This is a genomic window from Actinosynnema sp. NPDC023658 (assembly GCF_040639995.1).
In the GTDB taxonomy this organism is placed as follows: domain Bacteria; phylum Actinomycetota; class Actinomycetes; order Mycobacteriales; family Pseudonocardiaceae; genus Actinosynnema.
Map to the genome: position 1 here is coordinate 1 of NZ_JBFAAX010001094.1, position 1,762 is coordinate 1,762.

Annotated in this window: 2 protein-coding genes and 1 pseudogene; all 3 read left to right on the plus strand. The window is 73.4% G+C overall.

Annotated features, from left to right (window positions below; translation table 11 throughout):
- Positions 1 to 87 (plus strand): annotated as a pseudogene (locus tag AB0G02_RS38405) (SAM-dependent methyltransferase); the annotation flags it as partial.
- Between the two features lie 47 nt (positions 88 to 134).
- Positions 135 to 599, plus strand: a complete 465-nt coding sequence (locus AB0G02_RS38410) for a substrate-binding domain-containing protein (protein ID WP_360804889.1) — start codon at positions 135 to 137, stop codon at positions 597 to 599.
- A 629-nt stretch (positions 600 to 1,228) separates the two neighbouring features.
- A partial coding sequence (locus AB0G02_RS38415; protein WP_360804885.1) for an efflux RND transporter permease subunit occupies positions 1,229 to 1,762 on the plus strand: 534 nt, incomplete at its 3' end.

The following is a 1,762-nucleotide window of genomic DNA, read 5'->3' on the forward strand; positions in this document are numbered from 1 at the left end:
TGCGGGCCCGGACGGCTCGTCGCGGCTCTGGTCCGGCGCGGGGTGGTGGCGCTGGGCGTGGACCACTCGCCGCTGGCCGTCGCCCTCCCGCCGCCCGGCACCTGCTCGACCTCGGCCACCGCCGCGTCGCCGTCATCTCCGGACCGGCGGAGCGGATGTGCGCGCGGGCCCGGCTGGGCGGCATCCGCGCGGCGATGGACGAGTACGGCACCCCGCTGGACGAGCGGCTGGTGCGCGTCGGGCAGTGGTTCGCCTTCGAGGACGGGCTCAACCACGCGCGCGAGCTGCTGCGCCTGCCCGATCCCCCCACCGCCGTGCTGTGCGGCAACGACCTCCAGGCGCTCGGCGTCTACGAGGCCGCCCGGCAGGCGGGCCTGCGCGTCCCGCAGGACCTCAGCGTGGTCGGCTTCGACGACATCGCGGCCGTCCGCTGGTGCGGGCCGCCGCTGACCACCGTGCGGCAGCCCATGGTCGAGATGGGCGCCGCCGCGGCCGAGCAGGTGCTGTCCCTGGCCGCCGGTCGACAGCCCGCGCACATGCGGGTCGAGCTGCCCACCACCCTGATCGTGCGCGACAGCACCGCGCCGCCGGCGGCATGATGGGTTCACATGACGGAACTCGTCCTGGGCCGAACGAGTGAATCACCGAAGTGTTTCTAACATGCAACGAAACCTTTCGACCTGCGCGTTCCGTCTTTTGATCTCGCGCTGACGGGTTTTCGCAACAGTTGCCCTCCTCCTCTCCCTGCTCCTAGCTTCCGCAACGGGCGGGGAGACGCGGAGGGACCACGATGTTCCAGCGAAGCAGGCGGCGCGGCTCGCTCCCCGTCGTCACGGCGCCGGTCGCGGAGGCGGCGGCGATCCCCGTCGGGGAACCCGCCGCCCCGGCGGGGGGGGGGGGGCGCCCCCGGTCGTACACACGCCGCGCCGCGTGGGGCGGGCCCCCCGGGGGGGGGGCGGGGCCCCCCCCCCCCCCCCCCCGTGATGAAGATCACCCGGCCGTCCCGATCTTGTGGTGACTAGCCTTTGCGCAGGTCAAGCCCTGTGCCGCGGGTGCGAAGTCAACCCATGTCTGAGCCCGTTCTCAGGTGGCGTGTGCCAGCGTGCGCACATCCGCCCGCGGCACGCCGCGCGGTCGTCCGGAGGTCGGTTCCACCGACGGTCGTCAGATCGTCGGTCCCCACCGACCGGACACCCCGGCAGGTCCGCTCACCAAGGAGATTCCCACGATGTCCGTGCTGGCTCGACTGAGCCTGGCCAACCGAAGTCTCGTCGGGCTGCTCAGCCTGCTCGTGATCGGTTTCGGCGTGTTCACGCTGCCCTCGATCAAGCAGCAGCTCTTCCCGTCCATCGAGTTGCCGGCCGCGGTGGTCATCGCGCCCTTCCCCGGCGCGTCACCGGACCTGGTGGACAGCCAGGTCGCCGAACCCATCCAGTCGGCCGTGCGCGGCGTCGACGGCGTCGAGCAGGTGCTGACCCGCTCCGCCGAGAGCTCCGCGACCGTGCAGGTGATGTTCACCTACGGCACCGACGTCGACGCCGCCGTGGCCCAGCTGCAGCAGGCGGTGAACCGGCTCCAGCCGCGCCTGCCGCAGGGCGTCGAGCCGACCGTCGCCCAGGGCAGCACCGACGACATCCCGGTCATCGCGCTCGCCGCGACCTCCGGTGACGACGACCTCGCCGCCGCGGCCCGGCTGCGCGCCGAGGTCGTGCCCGCCCGGGAAGCCAGCCCCGGCGTGCGCGTGGCCACCGTCTGCGGCGAG